This window comes from Micromonospora sp. WMMD730 (assembly GCF_049178955.1).
Taxonomy (GTDB): Bacteria; Actinomycetota; Actinomycetes; order Mycobacteriales; family Micromonosporaceae; genus Micromonospora; species Micromonospora wenchangensis.
Genome location: NZ_JBMHML010000002.1, coordinates 4,637,558 through 4,653,485 on the forward strand (window position 1 = coordinate 4,637,558; position 15,928 = coordinate 4,653,485).

The following is a 15,928-nucleotide window of genomic DNA, read 5'->3' on the forward strand; positions in this document are numbered from 1 at the left end:
ATTCCACGGTAACACCTCCCCCGGGGCCACCTGGCGTCGCACCCGACCTCGGGCTATCCGGTCCCGCCGCCGGTCGGGCCGGTCGCGGCCGACACCCCCGGCGCGGCGGTCCGCGCCACCGGCACCCGCGGTGCGCTGCGGCCCGCCGGCCGGGCCCCGGCGTCCGGGTCGCCGGCACCGCCGTCGACCGGCCCGTGCGTCCCGCCGTCGTCGGACGCCACCGCCGCGGTGCCGGTGCCGTCGCCCGCGTGGGCCGCCCCACCGTCGTCGTCGGGTCGGCCGCCGGTGGGGCTCCCGCCGGGCGGGCCACCGGACGGGCCGTCCGGACGCGGATGCCCGGCGCCCGGCTGGGTACGGTCGGTGGAGTGGTCCAGCACCCGCAGCGAGGCCAGCGCCGCCATCGGCACCACCAGCGCCGCGGCCGCCCCGGCCACATCCAGCGCGGCACCACCGAGCAGCCCGGCGATCACCGCGGCCAGAGCCGTGCCGGCCAACGCCGCCCGGATCGCCGGGTAGATGCCGAACAGCCGCATCAACCCACCCCAGGGTTGCAGCAGCGCGAACCACACCAGCAGCACACCGACCACCGCCAGCACCGTCAACGGACTGTTCACCAGCGTCTGGAAGTTGGCCGTGCTGGACCGGTGCACGGTCAACCCGCCGGTGCCCTCACCCAGGGCGGTCAGGAACCGACCCAACGCCCCCCGCTCCTCCACCGGCCGCCGCAGGTCCACCACCGCGAACCCGATGGTCAACGCCAACCCCGCCATGGTCGCCCAGACCAGCCGGCTGACCGTCAGCCAGCCACCCGTGCTGATCGCGGCGGCCACCGCCACCCCGGCGGTCAACGCGATCGCCCCGATCGAGTCGGCCCCCAGGTAGGGGCTGCCGACCACCACCACGGCCAGCCCGCCGACCGCCACCACCACCATCGGCCGCCACTGCCGGCGGACCCGCTGCGCCAGCCAGCCGGCGCTGAGCAGCGAACCGGCGAGGAACACCCCCAGACCCACGGTGCCGAGACCGGAGAACCGGCCCCCCTCCAGTGCCGAGTAGCCCACCACCCCGTTGAGCTGCAACCGGGCCCCGCTGAGCACGTCCGCGCCGACCACCAGGGTGGCCAGGCCGGCGACCGCGCCGAGCGGGCCGAGGGTGCGGTCGTGGCCCGGGGTGAACCGAACCAGGGCCGTCGCGCCGACGATCAACGCGACCGTCACCACCGCGAAGTACGCCCCCGCGTGGTCGCCCCGCCACCACGGCACCGCGTCGGCGAGCAACGCCGCGGGCACCGCCAACGCGGCCGCGATCAGCAGCAACTCCACGGCCGCCACGATCCGCGGCGACACCGGTGGCGGGCTGTGCGGGCCGGCCAGCCGCCGCGCCCGACGCAGCAACGGCAGCACCGCGACAGCGAGGATGATCTGGGCGGCGGCGAGCAGCCCGAAGAACCAGCCGGCCACGGCCCGCTGGGCGGCGGCCTCCCGGTCGGCGTCGGCCGGCGCGGCGATGGCACTGGCCAGGTCGTCCGGGCGACCGTCGACCTTCACCGCCGGGCGGCCCAGGAACAGCCGCTCGGGCAGCGGCCGGCCCAGCGCCGTCAACGCCGTCGGCGCCAGGTCGACCAGTTGCAGGTAGCCCTCGCGGCCGGTGCTGGCGGAGGTCAGCCAGCCGTTCTCCCACCCCGGGCCGTCGGCGACGACCACGTGCAGCCGGGCCGGCGCCTCCGTGTCGGACACCCCGGCGACCAGCACCAGCGACCGTTGCGGTCGGGCCGCGAGCACCTTCGCCAACGCCTCGTCGGCCCGCCGGGCGTCGGCCCGCCGGTCGGCCGGGTCGGTGCCGCTGACCGTGCCCAGGTCGACGATGCTCAGCACACACGAACCGAGCAGCCCGGCCGGGTCGGCCGGCAGCGCCGGGGCGTACCTGTCGACGCGGCCGAAGGGCCGGGCGGCGGCGACGGCGGCACCGGGGCCGACCGCCACCGAGCAGCGCACCGACTCCGACAGCGAACCGGGCACCGTGCCCCACGGCTGCCGGTCGGCGTTGTAGGCGACCACCCGCTCCTGGTCGGGCAGGTTCGCGCCGATCCCGTCGGGCTGCTCGACGGTCACCGCCGCCGGCGGGCACCCGCCCGGCTGACGGCTGCCGTTCCAGCCGGCGTAGCTGCCCGCGCCGAGGGTGAGCCAGCCGTCCACCGGGCACGTCGGGCGGTGCGCGGAACGGGTCGACAGCGAACCGATGGAACCCTGCTGGGCCATCCGCCACAGCGTCGGGGTGCTCTGCGGGTCGACATCCGACCAGCGCAGCCCCGCCACCCCGGCCAGCACCACGTAGTCGGCGCTGCGCCGGGGTGGGCTGCTGTCGGGGCGGGCGGCCAGGGCGGTGACCCCGAGCGCCACCACGACCAGGGTGAGCAGGACCGGGGTGAATCGGCGCAGCATCAGGCGCGTCCCGTCGAGGGGGTGTCGGTGCCGGGGGCGGACGCCCCGGCGCGGCCGGCCGGGTCGGCGTCCAGCTCGGTGTAGAGGGCACGCAGCGCGGCGACGGTGTCGGCCTCGGTGGGCCAGGTGGCGGCCCGGGTGGCGCCCCGCTTCGCCAGGTCGCCGCGCAGACTCGGGTCCTCCAGCAGCGACCGGACGGCCGCGTCGACCGCGTCGACGTCGCCGGGCGGCACCAGCAGCGCACCGTCGCCGACCAGCTCGGGCAGCCCACCGACGGCGGTCGCCACCAGCGGTACGCCGGCACGCAGCGCCTCCTGGGCGAACAACTGCCGGGCCTCCCAGTCGCTGGTCACCACCGCCAGGTCGGCCCCGGCGAGCAGGTCCGCCACGTCGTTACGGTGCCCGAGCAGCGTCACCGGGGCGCGGGCGGCGGAGATCCGGGCGGCCAACGGCAGGTAGGCGGGGCCACTGCCGGCGATCACCACCACCGGCGGCGGGGTGCGGGTACGCCACCGGGCGGCGGCGTCGACGAGCACGTCGTAGCGTTTCTGCGGGTGCAGCCGGCCGACGGAGAGCACCAGCGGCTGCCCGGCGGCGACACCGAACTCGGCACGTACGGCGGTGCGGCGGCGACGCGGGGCGGGCAGGGCCGGGGCGGCGACCGGGGCGAGCCGGGCGTCGGTGGCGCCCAACGCGGCGGCCCGCTGCACCAGGTCGGTGGAGGCGCCCAGGGCGACCCGGGCGGACCGGGCGACGACCCGCTCGGCGAGCCGGGACAGCCGCCCGCGCAGCCCGCCGGCGAGCACCGCGTTGTGCCAGGTGACCACGAGCGGCGCTGCGGGCCGGGCGAGCGCGGCGACCAGCCCGGCGCGCAGCCCGTGGGCGTGCACCACCCGCACGGGCTCACCGGCCAGCGCCCGACGCAGCGCGGTGACCGCGCGGGCGTCGGCGGGCGTCGGGTTGGCCGAGATCTCCACCGGGGTGAAGCGGGCCCCGGTGGCGGTGAAGTCGAACTGTTCGGCGGTGGCGGCCGGGCCGCAGACCAGCACCGGTTGGCCGGCCTCGACGAGCCCGCGCGCCACCGACCGGACGTGCTGGCCCACCCCGCCGGTGCTGGAGGCGAGCAGCAGCACCACCGTGCCCCGGGCGTCGGGGGCGGACGTCGCGTCGGTCATGGGGAGAGGGTCTCCTTCCCGTCACCGGCGTCGCGCACAACGCCGTCCTGCGGGTCACCCGCCGCTCGCCGGCCGCCCAGCCGACGTCGCACGCCGGTGAGCAGCGGCCCGACGTCCCGCCGGTCCACCAGCCAGGCGACGGCGAGGAACAGCACGCCGACCACGGCCCCGGACAGCATGCCCTGCACGAGTGCCCCGGCTGTCGTCGGGGTGCCGCCGCCGGCGGCCAGCCGGGCGGTGAGCCCACCGGCCGGGGCGGCGACCAGCGCCGCCAGCAGGCCGGCGGTGGCGGCCCGGCCGGCACCGGCCAGCGCCGCCGGCCCGGCGCTGCGGCGTACGGCGACGACCAGCAGCGCCCCGAGCAGCAGCATGCCGACGGAGTTGGCCAGGGTGACGGCCAGCACCCGGTCGGCGCGCGGCAGCAGCGCCGCAAGCGGCAGCGCGACCAGCGGCACCACCAGCCAGCCGGTGGTGATGGCGGCGGTGGCGGCCCGGGTGGCGCCCCGGGCGTAGAGGGCCCGGGACAGCACCGCGAACAGGCCGTAGCCGACCAGGCCGGGGGCGAACCCGGCGATCGCGGCGGCGGTCGGCTCCGCGCCGAGCGGGAAGAACCGGCCGACCGGTTCGGCGGTGCCGATCAGCGCCGCCGCGCCGAGGAAACCGAACAGCAGCACCCCCCGGGTGGTCGAGGCGACGGTGGCGCGGTAGCCCTGCTCGTCGCCGGACGCGGCGGCGGCCGACAGGCCCGGGTACGCGGCGACCGCCAGCGGCACCGCCAGCACCGCCCAGGGCAGCAGGTAGACGGTCTGGGCCAGGTTGTACACCTGCGGGGAGCCGGTCGGGCCACCGGAGACCCGGTTGAGGATGACCACCAGGGCGAGTTGTTGGGCGGTGACGGTGACCGCCCCGGCGACGGCGAGCCCACCGACGCGGGCCCGCGCGTCGGCGGGGAACGCGTAGCCGGGCCGCCAGGTCAGCCCGAGGCGACGCAGCGGGATCAGCAGCGACAGCGACAGCACCACCACCCCGAGGGTGGTGCCGCCGGAGAGGATCAGCTCACCGCCCCGGCTGACCTGCGCGATGCTCGCGTCCCGCCCCTGGGTGACGCCGAAGACCAGGTAGACCACCACGACGGTGAGGCTGGACAGCAGCGGCGCGACGACCGGCCAGGCGAACCGGCGGTGTGCCTGGAGCACCCCGGTGAGCACGATCCCGATGCCGTAGAGCGGCAGTTGCGGGGCGAACACCCGCAGCATCCGCGCCCCGGCGGCCAGTTCCGCCGGGGACCGCCCGTCGGAGATCGCCGCCACGACCGGGTCGGCGAACACCGCCACCAGCGCCGCCAGCGGCACCAGCAGGGTCACCGTCCAGGTCAGCAGCGCCCCGGTGGTCGCGGCCACCGCCCGCCGGTCACCGGCCGCGACCGGCCCGGCCAGCAGCGGTACGACGAGACTGGCCAGCGCCCCACCGGCGACGATCTCGAAGATGATGTTGGGAACGGTGTTGGCGATGACGTACATGCCACCGAGGTCGCTGTCCTCGACGACCCAGGTGAACACGGCGGTCCGGCCGAACCCGGCGAGCCGGGCCAGGACGGTGAGCACGGCGATCAGGGCGGCGGCGCCGGCCACCCGACCGGTGCCGGCGAGGGGGGCCGGTCTGGTCACGTCAGTCGGATCGCCGGCCCAGCGCGTCGAGTTCCCGCAGCACCGGGGTGCGCTGGATGACCGCCGTGAAGCTGACCTTCTCACTGGCCGCGGTGAGACCCGCGAGGACCGCGAGCAGACCGGCCCGGCCGAGCGGGCCGGTGCGGGCGGCCAGGGCCACCCCGAGCAGCGCGCCGAGCGCGTTGGCCCCGCTGTCGCCGATCATCACCCGCTCACCGAGGTCCTCGTCGAGCAGCCCGGCGGCGGCACCGACCGCACCGGCGGCGATACCGGCGTGCGGGCCACCGGCCAGCGGCACACCGAGCAGCACCCCGGACTTCAACGCCCGACCGGGACGCAGGTCCAGCAGGTTGAGCAGGTTGGCGGTGCCGGCGACCACGCCCGCACCGAGCAGCACGTCGACGGTGCGGCCGAGTGCACCGTGGCGCTGCCGGCGGGGGTGCGCGGCGACCTTCGGATCGGCGGCGAGCAGCACGGCCGCGGCGAGCCCGGCCGCACCCACCCCGGCGACCTTGACCATGCCGGCGGTGATCCGGCCGGCCCGCAGGGCGGCGAGGTGACCGGCGAAACCCTTGGCGGCCTTCTGCTCCGGGCGGGCACCCACCACGTCGTCGTAGAGGCCCACCGCGCCGGAGCCGAGACCGGCGACGAGCACCGCCGCGCCGGCCGGGACGCTGGCCGCGCCGAGCGCGCCCGCGCCGGACGCACCGACGGCCAGCGCCGGCCCGGCGGCGAGGCTGACGGTACGGCCCCGGAAGTTGGTGCGTTCCAGCGCCGGCCCCGCCGGGGAGGTACGGGCCTCCCGCAGCGCGTACCGGGCGGCGGCGGCACCGGCGGCGGCGGCGAGCAGCCGCCCGATCCCGCTCATGCGGCACCGCCGGACGGCGCGGACGGGTGGTAACCGGTCACCGGGGTACGTGGTTCGTTCACTGGGGCAGTCTAGGCACCAACGTGGCGTTGTCGCCGACGCCGTACTGACCCGTACGCTTCTCGGTGAGCTGTTGCACCAGGGCCAGGCTGGTGACCAGCTGCCCCTGCACGGTGTTGGCGTTGTCGACGGTGGAGATGGTCTGGGCGAGCACCGGGTCGCCCCGGACCACGGCCACCAGGTTGCCGCCGGCGGAACCGTTACCGCCGACGACGATCGCGCCGGTCCGGTCGAACTGCTCGGCGATCTTCACCACCGACTCGTCCTTCTTCGCCGAGTCCTTGTCGACGTACGGCTGCCCGCTGACCACCACCACGGCCTCGGCCGGGCCGGTGACCTTCTCCTCACTGGTCAGGTAGCCGGCGTTGACGTACGCGGCCAGCACCGCCCGCCGGTCGGCGTCGGTCACCGGCGGGGTGCCCTGCGGCCGGTCGAGCAGGACGCTGGCCAGCAGGGCGCTGGAGGTCTCCACCCCGTTGCCGTTGCCGGGCAACGCGGAGGCCGGCGCGGTGGGCCGGGCGGCGGTGACGGCCAACTCCATCAGGCCGGTGTTGTTGTCCGGGTTGACGAACTTGTCCTGGATGTCGACCCGACCGGTGACGGTGGCCCCGGCGGTCTGGAGCATCTTCAGCACACCCTCGGTGTGCTCCCGCCCGGTCGGCAGGCTGAGCACCATGACCCGCTTGCCGGTCAACTTGCCCGGGAGGATGATCAGCGCCATCTCGGCGGCGAAGTCCTCCTCCATGTCCAGTTCCTTCTGGAGACTGTTGACCGACTGCCGCATCTGCTGGTTGTCCTTGCGCAGCGAGTTGACGGTCTCCTTGAGCGAGTCGGCGACCGGCCCGTTGAGGGCGGCCGTACCGACCACCAGGCCGATCGCCAACGCCAGGAAGACCGCGGTCAGGGACACCACGTGGTACCGGAAGTTGATCACGCTTGCAGCCTCTTGATCGGTCGGGAGCTAGAAGAGCTGGCCGAGCTGGAACACGAAATTGTCCCACCACTCGGAGACCACACCCAAATACGCCTTGCCGACGGTGGAGACCGCCACGGCCGACGCCATCGCGGCGATCGCCGACAGGACCAGCAGCAGCAGCGACGACCCGGAGATGCTCTGCCGGTACAGCCGGCTCACCCCCTTGGCGTCCACCAGCTTCCCACCGACCTTCAACCGGGTGAGGAACGTCGAGGCCATCCCCCCACGCCCCTTGTCCAGGAACTCCACGAGCGTGGCGTGGGTGCCCACCGCGACCAGCAGCGAGGCACCCTTCTCGTCGGCCAGCAGCATCGCCAGGTCCTCGCTGGTCGCGGCGGCCGGGAAGGTGATCGCCGGCACCCCGAGCCCGTTGACCCGGGCCAGACCCGGCGCCCGGCCGTCCGGGTAGGCGTGCACGATCACCTCGGCGCCGCACCGCAACACGTCGTCGGTGACCGAATCCATGTCCCCGATGATCATGTCGGGGGTGTACCCCGCCTCGACCAGCGCGTCCGCCCCGCCGTCCACGCCGATCAACACCGGCTTGAACTCCCGGATGTACGGGCGCAACACGTCCAGGTCGGCCTTGTAGTCGTAACCCCGGACCACGATCAGACAGTGCCGCCCCTGCACCGGGGTCTGGATCTCAGGAACACCCACCCCGTCGAGCAGCAGGTCCCGCTCCTGACGCAGGTAGTCCATCGTGTTGGCGGCGAACGCCTCCAACTGCACCGACAGACCCTCCCGGGCGTCGGACATCGCCTTGGCGACCGACTCGGCATCCTGGAGGTCACCGTGCGCGACCGGCTCATCGCCCAGGAAGACGGTGTTGCCCTCGATCCGGACGGTGTCACCCTCCCGGATCCGCTCGAACACCCCCTCGCCGAGATCGTCCAGCAACACGATTCCGGCACCGATCAGCACCTCCGGACCGAGGTTCGGATACCGGCCCGACACCGACGGCTTGGCGTTGAGCACCGCCGCGACACCGACCGCGACCAGCGAATCGGCCGCCACCCGGTCCAGATCGACATGATCGATCACCGCGATGTCACCGGGGCGGAGCCGGCCGACCAGCCGCTTGGTACGGCGATCCAGACGTGCGGTGCCGAGAACTGAGTCCGGTTCCGCGTTCCGGGCCCGGCGCAACGTGGGTAGACGCATCGTGACCATCCTGGCATGGGAGGCAGGCATTTTCGTCGCGACATGCCTGAGCAGGGCCGCCTACCCAGGGAAGCACACCAGAGCGCAGGCCGGTGTGCCTCCGCTCACAATCGTTGCCCTCAGGGCCGCCTTTCCTTCGCCGCAACGGCCAGCAGCTCCTCGGCATGCGCGATACCCAGATCCGAATCCGGCAAACCCGCGAGCATCCGCGCCAACTCCCGGGCCCGCTCGGTGTCCTCCACCACCCGCACCCCACTGGTCGTCACCGCACCCCCGGTGTCCTTCGCCACCACCAGGTGCCGATCGGCGAACGCCGCCACCTGCGGCAGATGCGTCACCACCAACACCTGGTGACTACGCGCCAACCGGGCCAACCGCCTACCGATCTCCACCGCCGCCTGCCCACCCACACCCGCATCAACCTCGTCGAACACCAGCGTCGGCGGACCACCCGACCCCGCGAACACCACCTCGATCGCGAGCATCACCCGCGACAGCTCACCCCCGGAGGCACCCCGCTGCAACGGCAACGACGGCGCACCCGGATGCGCCAGCAACCGCAACTCCACCTCGTCGGCACCATCCGGACCGACCCCGCACTGCACCCCGTTGACCGTCAACGTCGGCTCCGACCGCCCGGCCGGCCGGGGCAGCACCGCCACCTCGATCCGCGCGTGCGGCATCGCCAACCCCGCCAACTCCACCGTCACCTGCTCGGCGAACCGCACCGCCGCCTCCTGCCGGGACGCCGACAACCGCCCCGCCAACTCGGCCACCTCACCAGCCAGGCGCTGCGCCTCCCGGTCCAGCTCGTCGAGCAGCTCGTCGGAGGTGTCCAGGTCGGACAGCCGGGTCCGGGCCCGCTCCGCCCACGCGATCACCCCGTCGACGTCATCGGCGTACTTACGGGTCAACGCCCGCAACGCGGCCCGCCGCTCATAGATCGTCTGCAACCGGGCCGGGTCGGCATCCAACGCCGCAAGATACGTCGACAGCTCCGCCGACACGTCCGCCACCAGGGTGGCCGCCTCCTCCAACCGGCCCGCCAACTCACCCAACGCCGGATCGGTACCCGCCTGCGCCTCCAGGGTCCGCCGGGCCGTGCCCAGCAGCGCCGTCGCATCCGGCGTGTCGTCGGCCGCCTCCACCCCACCGGCCACACACAGATGCGCCAGCTGCGCCGCCGTCCGCAACCCCTCGGCATGCTCCAGCCGCTGCGCCTCGGCCTTCAACTCGTCGTCCTCACCCGGCTGCGGATCGACCCGGGTGATCTCGTCGAGGCCCAACCGCAGCAGATCGGCCTCCTGGTGCCGGGCACGGGCGTTACTGCGCCGGTCAGCCAGGTCGTCGACCACCTGCCGCCACCGCCCGTACGCCTCCCGCAGCGCGTCCACCAGCTTCTCGTGCCCCGGCCCGGCGAACCGGTCCAACGCCGCCCGCTGCTCGGCCGGCCGCAGCAACCGCAGCTGGTCGGACTGGCCGTGCACCGCCACCACCTGCTCGCCGACCTCACCGAGCATCGACACCGGCATGCTCCGGCCACCCAGATGCGCCCGCGAACGGCCCTCCACCGTCACCGTCCGGCTCATCAGCAGCGAACCGTCGTCGTCCGGCCCACCACCGGCGTCCACGATCCGGGCGTGCACCACGTCGGCCACCCGGCCGCCGAGCCGCAACCGCCCCTCGACCACTGCCCGCCCCGGCGCGGCCCGCACCCGACCCGCGTCGGCCCGCCCGCCGAACAGCAGGCCGAGACCGGTCACCACCATCGTCTTGCCGGCACCGGTCTCACCGGTGATGACGTTCATCCCGCCGGCCAGCGGCAGGGTGGTGTCCTCGATGACGCCCAGTCCGGTGATCCGCAGCTCTTCCAGCACAGCACCCGACAGTAGACGCGTGCTGCGACAGTTGACCAGCCGGCACGGGGCACCACACCGGCAGGAAATCCTCCACCCGCCCGCCACCGGCACCGCACCGCTGGTCGACGGCCCCGCAGGTGACCACGGACACCCGCACCGGCCCCGATCAGCGGCGACTACCGCGCCAACCCTGCACCGGCAGATCGAACTTCGCCACCAGCCGGTCGGTGAACGGCCGGTCCCGCAACCGCACCACCCGCACCGGCAACGCACCCCGGCGCACCGTCACCGTCGCCCCCGGCGGCAGGTCGTAGACCCGCCGGCCGTCACAACACAGCACCGCCAACGTGGTGAACGGATCGACCGTGATGACGAACGTGGACGTCGGCGCGGTCACCAGCGGCCGACTGAACAGCGCGTGCGCGCTGATCGGCACCAACAGCAGCGCCTCCACCTCCGGCCAGACCACCGGCCCCCCACCGGAGAACGCGTACGCCGTCGACCCGGTCGGCGTGGCGCACACCACACCGTCGCAGCCGTACCGGGACAGCGGGCGACCGTCCACGTCGACAAGCAACTCCAGCATCTGGGCCCGCTCGCCCTTCTCGACGCTGATCTCGTTGAGCGCCCACGACTCGATCGTCGGGCCACCCTCGAACTCGGCCGTGACGTCGAGGGTGAGCCGCTCGTCCACCGTGTAGTTGCGCCCCACCACGTCCCGCACCGCCGTGTCGAGATCGTCGATCTCGGCCTCGGCCAGGAAACCCACCTTGCCCAGGTTGATCCCGAGCAGCGGCACCTTCGCCGGCCGGGCCAGCTCCGCCGCCCGCAGGAACGTGCCGTCCCCACCGAGCGCGAAGACGATCTCGGCACCCTCCGCCGCCTGCAGACCGTCCACCGGCACCACCCCGGGCAGGTCGAGATCATCGGCCTCCTCGGCCACCACCCGCACCTCGAAACCGGCCGCGATCAGGTCGGCGGCGACCGCCCGGGCATGCTCGGTGCTGCGCCGCCGCCCGGTGTGCGTCACCAACAGGGCAGTCCGGCTCACCGGTGCCACCGCCCGCGCCGCGCCCGGCCAGCCCCACCATCGTCGAGGTCCACCGGACCCGCCTCCCGTCCGCCCTCGCGGGACACCGTCCCGACGCCACCCACCACGCTCACCCTGCCACCTTCCCCGACTCCGGGTCCGGCCCGGGGCCGTTCGGCCCGGCGTCCACCACGGCGCGCACCCGCCCGGGATCGGCCGGCGGCGCGTCCCGGCGCAACCACACGAAGAACTCCACGTTGCCACTCGGCCCCGGCAGCGGACTGGCCGCCACGTCCGCAAGCCCCAGCCCGAGCCCGGCCGCCGCCGCCGCCACGTCCAGCACCGCCTCGGCCCGCAGCGCCGGATCACGCACCACCCCACCCGCGCCGACCCGCTCCCTGCCCACCTCGAACTGCGGCTTGACCATCAGCGCCAGATCCCCATCGGTACGGGTACAGCCCGCCAGCGCGGGCAGCACCAACCGCAGGGAGATGAACGACAGGTCCGCCACGGTCAGATCCACCGCCCCACCGATCACCTCCGGCGTCAGCGTCCGCACGTTGGTCCGGTCCATCGCCCGCACCCGATCATCGGTCCGCAGCGACCAGGCGAGCTGCCCGTAGCCGACATCCACCGCGACCACCTCGGCCGCGTCGGCGCGCAACAGCACGTCGGTGAACCCACCGGTCGACGCCCCGGCGTCCAGACACCGCCGACCCGCCACCCGCAACCCACCGGGACCGAACGCGGCCAGCGCACCGGCCAGCTTGTGCCCACCCCGGGAGACGTACTCGTCGATCGGGTCCGCCCCGGTCACCAACAGCGGATCGGCCGGGTCGACCATCGCGGCGGCCTTCTGCGCGGTCACCCCGCGCAACTGGACCCGACCGGCCTCGATCAGCGCGCCGGCCTGCTCCCGGGACCGGGCCAGGCCGCGACGGACGAGTTCGGCGTCGAGCCGGGTACGACGTGCCATGGGGGTGGTTCTCTCCGGTCAGGTCTGATCGATGGTGGCGAGGGTTTCCCGCAACGTCTGGTACGCCGCCTCGTACTGCGCGATCTGGTCGGCCGGGGACAGGCCCTCGGCGTTGGCCATCGCCCGCACGGCGGCGTCCACGGCCGGATGCCGGGCGTCGTCGACCTCGTCGTCGCGCCCGACGACCGGCGGCGGACCGGGCCGACCGGCCGGCGGCGGACCTGGTGTTCCGGGCGGCGACGGGCCGGGACGACCGGCGGGCGGGCCAGGCGTCCCGACGGGTGGCGGACCGGGGCGGAACGGGCCGGTCACGACCGGCTCCCCACGCGACGGCTCACCCGGCACCACCGGAGCCGTCGTGGCCAGAAGTCCCCTTCCCGGGCCGGGGAGCACCCCGGTCGGCTCCGGTCGACCGGGCGGCCGGCGCGTCCGCGTCCGCCGCCGGCCCGGCCTTCTTCGCCACCGCCTTCTTGGCGACCGCCTTCTTCGCCACCGCCTTCGGGGCCGTCGTCGCCACCGTCGTCGGGGTCACCGCCTTCTTCGCCACCGCCTTCTTGGCGACGGCCTTCTTCGCCACGACCCCGGTCGACGCCCGGGCGGTCCCGGCTGCCGCGTCGGCCACCGTGGCGGGAGCCGGCCCGGCCGCCGCAGCGGCCCCGGACCCCACCCCCGTGTCACCGGCCGTACCGGCCCCGCCGGTCGGCGGTACGGTCGTGTCCGGTGCCGCGTCACCGACCGGCGACCCGCCCGGTCCGCCCTTCGCCTCACGGAGCTGCCGTTCCAGCTCGTGCACCCGGCGGGTCAGCTCGGCGACCTCGTCGGCCGTCGCCAGCCCCACCGCACCCAGCGCCCGGTCGACCTCGAAGCGGACCAACTTGGTCAGCGCCTCCCGGTTCGCCGCGCCGGTGGCGAGAAGTTCCTCGGCGAGCGCCTGCAACTGGACGGCCGTCGCGCCGCCCGTGCCGGCCAACCGCCGGGCGGCGTCCTGGGCCCTCTTCCGGGGCGCCTCCGTCAGGCCCAGGGCCAGCTCCAGGTAGGCGCGCCACGCGTCCTGCATGACTCAAGTCCTTCCGCGGGGGCAGTGTGCGGCCCTCACGCTACCGGGCGCCCCGGGCCGTCCCTTGCGGTACGGTGCCGGAAAACGGCGTGGCGGGTACGAAGGAGACGATGTGGCAAGCGTGGACGAGTGCCGACAGGCCCTGCGGGATCTTGCCGACCGGTTGGACCGGCACGCCGGCGCGTCCAGCAAGATCGATCTGGACCGGACCCTGGCCTGCCGGATCACCGATCTGGAGACCGCGTTCCACGGCCGGATCGAAGGCGGCCGGCTGGTCGATCTCGCCGACGGCGACGACCCGAAAGCGAAGATCGCCCTGGTCACCTCCAGTGACGACCTGGTCGCCCTGGTGCACGGCCAGCTCGACGTCACCAAGGCCGTCGCCGCCCGCCGGATCTCCATCAAGGCCAGCCCGTTCGACCTGCTGAAACTGCGCAAGCTGCTCTGAGCTGCGGCCCGGCGACGAGCGGGCCGGCACCGATGCCCGGTGCCGGCCCGCTGCGCCGTCAGACGGCGCGCCGTCAGGTGGCCAGGCCGAACCCGGCCAACGCCTGCTCCGCCTCCGGCGAGGCCGGGCGGACGTCCGCGCCGGTGCCCGCCTCCCAGGCGACCGCACACAGCACGGCCACCGCGTCCAGGGGCCGGCCGGCACCGCTCAGCTCCACCGCACCGTCCACCACCACCGCCGACCATCCACCGGCCTGCGGGGCGCCGGGAACCCGGACCACCGCCGTCGGATCGAACAGCCCGGCCAGGTCCGCCGCCACGTGGGTCGGACGCCGCTGCTCGGGGGCACCCAACAGCTCGGGTACGTCGCTGACGCCGGTGAGCACCAGCAGGCTGTCCAGCCCGGCCCGGCGGGCACCCTCGATGTCGGTGTCCAGCCGGTCACCGACCACCAACGTACGACCGGTGCCGGCACGCCGGGCAGCCGTGGTGAACAGCGCCGGCTCGGGCTTGCCGACGACCACGTCGGGCGCCCGGTCCAGGGCGTGCCGCAGGGCAGCCACCAGCGACCCGTTGCCGGGCAGCGGGCCCCGTCCACTCGGCAGCGTCCGGTCCGTGTTGGTGGCCACCCAGGTCGCCCCGGCCCGGATCGCCACCGACGCCTCGGCCAGGTCCACCCAGCCCACCTGCGGGCCGTACCCCTGCACGACGGCGACCGGCGCGGCGTCGGCGCGGTCGACGGGGGTGAGCCCGACGGCGCTGATCTCGGCGCGCAGCGCCTCGGCACCGACGACGAGCACCGCCGCGCCGGCCGGCAGCCGGTCCCGCAGCAGCTCCGCGGAGGCGGCGGCCGAGGTGAGCACCTCCGCCGGCTCAGCCGGTACGCCGATGCCGGTGAGCAGGTCGGCGACCTCGCTGGAGCGCCGCGAGGCGTTGTTCGTGGCGAACGCCACCGACCGGCCCTCGGCCCGCAGCGCGCCCAGGGCCTCGACCGCGCCGGGGATCGGCCGGTCGATCAGGTAGATCACTCCGTCCAGGTCGAAGACGACCAGGGCGTACCCGTCGATCAGCCGGTCCCCGGCGACTGCGGTCATCGCTGGTCCGCCTCCGCCGCGCCGTCGACCGGCCGCACCCCACCCGGGGCCGTCGCCTCGTCGACGCCGGCGGCCGGGGACGCGACGGTGTCGGGCCTGTCGTCCGCAGAGGTACCCGCGACGTCGTCGGCGTCCCGTGCGGCACCGGCAGGCAGGTCGTCACCGGCACGGTCGTCCCGGTCGGCGTCGCCGACATCCTCGGCGACGTCCCGTCCGACCTCGGCGGCGTCCGGCCGAGTCGGCGCGGCACCCTCGTCCTCGTCACCGTCGTTGTGGCTGTCGCGAGCCTCGTCGTCGTCGACGTCATCGACGTCGTCGTCTTCGTCGTCGTCTTCGTCTTCGTCTTCGTCTTCGTCGTCATCTTCGTCGTCGTGGTCGTCGGCGGTCCGCCGGACCCCGGCGTCCGGGTCGGCCGGCAGCGTGCCGGTGGCCTCCCCCTCGACCGGCTCGTCGTCCTCGTCGTCGCCCTCGATCACCACGCCGTCGAGTTCCAGCAGCCGCTCCGGCGCGTCGGTCTCCCCGTCGGTGTCCACGTCGGCGGCCCGCGAGAACCACTCCCGGGCCTCCTCACGGCGGTCCACCGCGAGCAGCGCGTCGGCGTACGCGTACCGCAGCCGCGCGGTCCACGGCTCGGCCACCTCGGTGGTCAGCTCCGGAACCTGGAGCATCGCCACCGCCGCGTCCTTCTGCCCCAGGTCACCCCGGGCACCTGCGGCGACGATCAGCAGTTCGACCGCGACAGCCTTGTCGAGCTTGTCGTTGTCGGCCCCCCGGAACAGGTCGATCGCCCGCTCCGGCCGCCCCAGCGCCCGCTCGCAGTCGGCCAGCACGGCCAGGTGGCTCTGCAGGCCGGTCATCCGGTGGTACGTACGCAGCTCGGCGATCGCCGTCTGCCACTCCCCCGCGTGGTACGCGGCCAGGCCGACCGCCTCACGTACGGCGGAGATCCGGGCGGCCAACCGCCGGGCCGCCATCGCGTGGGCCAACGCCTCCGCCGGGTCCTCGTCGATCAGCTGACCGGTGGCGACCAGGTGCCGGGCGACAGTCTCCGCCACCGGCTTGTTCAACGACAGCAGCTCCGCCCGGACGGCCGTGTCGAGGTCACTCGCGGAGA

General features: G+C 74.7%; 14 protein-coding genes. 1 reads left to right on the top strand and 13 read right to left on the bottom strand.

Annotation, left to right across the window (positions count from 1 at the left end; genetic code table 11):
• Positions 1-53: 53 nt before the first annotated feature.
• The 11 genes from ACN265_RS19885 to ACN265_RS19935 all read right to left on the bottom strand — a co-directional run bounded on the left by ACN265_RS19885 (position 54) and on the right by ACN265_RS19935 (position 13,273).
• On the bottom strand, positions 54-2,441 hold the full coding sequence (locus tag ACN265_RS19885; protein ID WP_421408928.1) for a hypothetical protein: 2,388 nt from the start codon (positions 2,439-2,441) through the stop codon (positions 54-56).
• Positions 2,441-3,616: a glycosyltransferase family 4 protein gene (locus tag ACN265_RS19890; protein ID WP_421408929.1), complete on the bottom strand. Its 1,176-nt coding sequence runs from the start codon at positions 3,614-3,616 to the stop codon at positions 2,441-2,443. Before ACN265_RS19890 ends, ACN265_RS19885 begins: the two co-directional genes overlap by 1 nt.
• Complete coding sequence (gene murJ, locus ACN265_RS19895) at positions 3,613-5,283, bottom strand: murein biosynthesis integral membrane protein MurJ (protein WP_421408930.1); 1,671 nt, start codon at positions 5,281-5,283, stop codon at positions 3,613-3,615. The genes ACN265_RS19890 and murJ overlap by 4 nt, the downstream gene beginning before the upstream one ends.
• Before the next feature lies 1 nt (position 5,284).
• Positions 5,285-6,151 (bottom strand): hypothetical protein, encoded by an 867-nt coding sequence (locus ACN265_RS19900; protein ID WP_421408931.1) that lies wholly within the window; start codon positions 6,149-6,151, stop codon positions 5,285-5,287.
• A 58-nt stretch (positions 6,152-6,209) separates the two neighbouring features.
• Entirely contained in the window at positions 6,210-7,145 is a 936-nt protein-coding gene (locus ACN265_RS19905) for a copper transporter (RefSeq protein ID WP_204928601.1), read from the bottom strand.
• Between the two features lie 27 nt (positions 7,146-7,172).
• The gene (gene steA / locus ACN265_RS19910; RefSeq protein ID WP_204928602.1) at positions 7,173-8,351 is read right to left on the bottom strand and encodes a putative cytokinetic ring protein SteA; all 1,179 of its coding nucleotides are present in this window, start codon (positions 8,349-8,351) and stop codon (positions 7,173-7,175) included.
• A gap of 119 nt (positions 8,352-8,470) precedes the next feature.
• Positions 8,471-10,228: a DNA repair protein RecN gene (gene recN / locus ACN265_RS19915; protein WP_420119148.1), complete on the bottom strand. Its 1,758-nt coding sequence runs from the start codon at positions 10,226-10,228 to the stop codon at positions 8,471-8,473.
• A 148-nt stretch (positions 10,229-10,376) separates the two neighbouring features.
• Positions 10,377-11,261: an NAD kinase gene (locus ACN265_RS19920; RefSeq protein ID WP_204928604.1), complete on the bottom strand. Its 885-nt coding sequence runs from the start codon at positions 11,259-11,261 to the stop codon at positions 10,377-10,379.
• 109 nt (positions 11,262-11,370) lie between these two features.
• Positions 11,371-12,216, bottom strand: coding sequence for a TlyA family RNA methyltransferase (locus ACN265_RS19925; RefSeq protein ID WP_421408932.1), 846 nt, complete (start codon positions 12,214-12,216; stop codon positions 11,371-11,373).
• An 18-nt stretch (positions 12,217-12,234) separates the two neighbouring features.
• Complete coding sequence (locus ACN265_RS19930; RefSeq protein WP_421408933.1) at positions 12,235-12,528, bottom strand: hypothetical protein; 294 nt, start codon at positions 12,526-12,528, stop codon at positions 12,235-12,237.
• Between the two features lie 22 nt (positions 12,529-12,550).
• Entirely contained in the window at positions 12,551-13,273 is a 723-nt protein-coding gene (locus tag ACN265_RS19935) for a phasin family protein (protein WP_421408934.1), read from the bottom strand.
• Positions 13,274-13,385: 112 nt separating this feature from the next.
• Here ACN265_RS19935 and ACN265_RS19940 point away from each other — a divergent pair, with 112 nt between their 5' ends.
• Positions 13,386-13,721 (top strand): SCP2 sterol-binding domain-containing protein, encoded by a 336-nt coding sequence (locus ACN265_RS19940; protein ID WP_204928606.1) that lies wholly within the window; start codon positions 13,386-13,388, stop codon positions 13,719-13,721.
• Between the two features lie 73 nt (positions 13,722-13,794).
• Here ACN265_RS19940 and ACN265_RS19945 read toward each other — a convergent pair whose 3' ends face one another.
• Together ACN265_RS19945 and ACN265_RS19950 are read right to left on the bottom strand one after the other, a co-directional pair.
• The gene (locus tag ACN265_RS19945) at positions 13,795-14,814 is read right to left on the bottom strand and encodes an HAD-IIA family hydrolase (RefSeq protein ID WP_204928607.1); all 1,020 of its coding nucleotides are present in this window, start codon (positions 14,812-14,814) and stop codon (positions 13,795-13,797) included.
• Entirely contained in the window at positions 14,811-15,845 is a 1,035-nt protein-coding gene (locus ACN265_RS19950) for a tetratricopeptide repeat protein (protein WP_421411539.1), read from the bottom strand. The genes ACN265_RS19945 and ACN265_RS19950 overlap by 4 nt, the downstream gene beginning before the upstream one ends.
• Between the last annotated feature and the right edge of the window lie 83 nt (positions 15,846-15,928).